General features: G+C 69.3%; 1 protein-coding gene. It reads right to left on the bottom strand.

Going from position 1 to position 388, the window contains the following annotated elements; genetic code table 11:
- The coding region (locus LPA54_RS41685; RefSeq protein WP_228985555.1) for an AAA family ATPase at window positions 1-380 on the bottom strand (380 nt) is incomplete at its 3' end.
- Between the last annotated feature and the right edge of the window lie 8 nt (window positions 381-388).

Here is a 388-nt window from a genome sequence, read left to right as displayed (position 1 = left end):
CACTTGAAGATCTCGTCGATGAACGCGACGTGCGCGGTCGTGGCGCGGCCCTCGTAGACCTGGCGGTACTCCCCGCGGGTCAGCGCGGCGACGTCGACGGGACCGAACATTCTCGTCGGCGCGGTGAACTTCGACAGAAGGATCTCCCAGTAGGCGGCCCCGTCGACCCTGCCGGTGAGCTCCCGGGCGATCTCGGACTTCGCGGTTCCGGGCGGGCCGAGCACCAGCGAGTGCTGTCCGGCCAGCAGCGCCACCACGAGTGTGCGCACCACGTCGGCCCGCTCGTAGAAGCGGTCCGACACCTCGTCACAGATCTTCCGCAGCCGGGCGGCTGTGGACTGCTCGTCCCCTGAGCCCTGCGCGTCCCCTGCACCTCGCACGTCTGTAC

The sequence above is a fragment of the Streptomyces sp. DH12 genome (assembly GCF_020873895.1).
In the GTDB taxonomy this organism is placed as follows: Bacteria; Actinomycetota; Actinomycetes; order Streptomycetales; family Streptomycetaceae; genus Streptomyces.
This window is presented reverse-complemented; position numbering and strand designations above follow the sequence as displayed.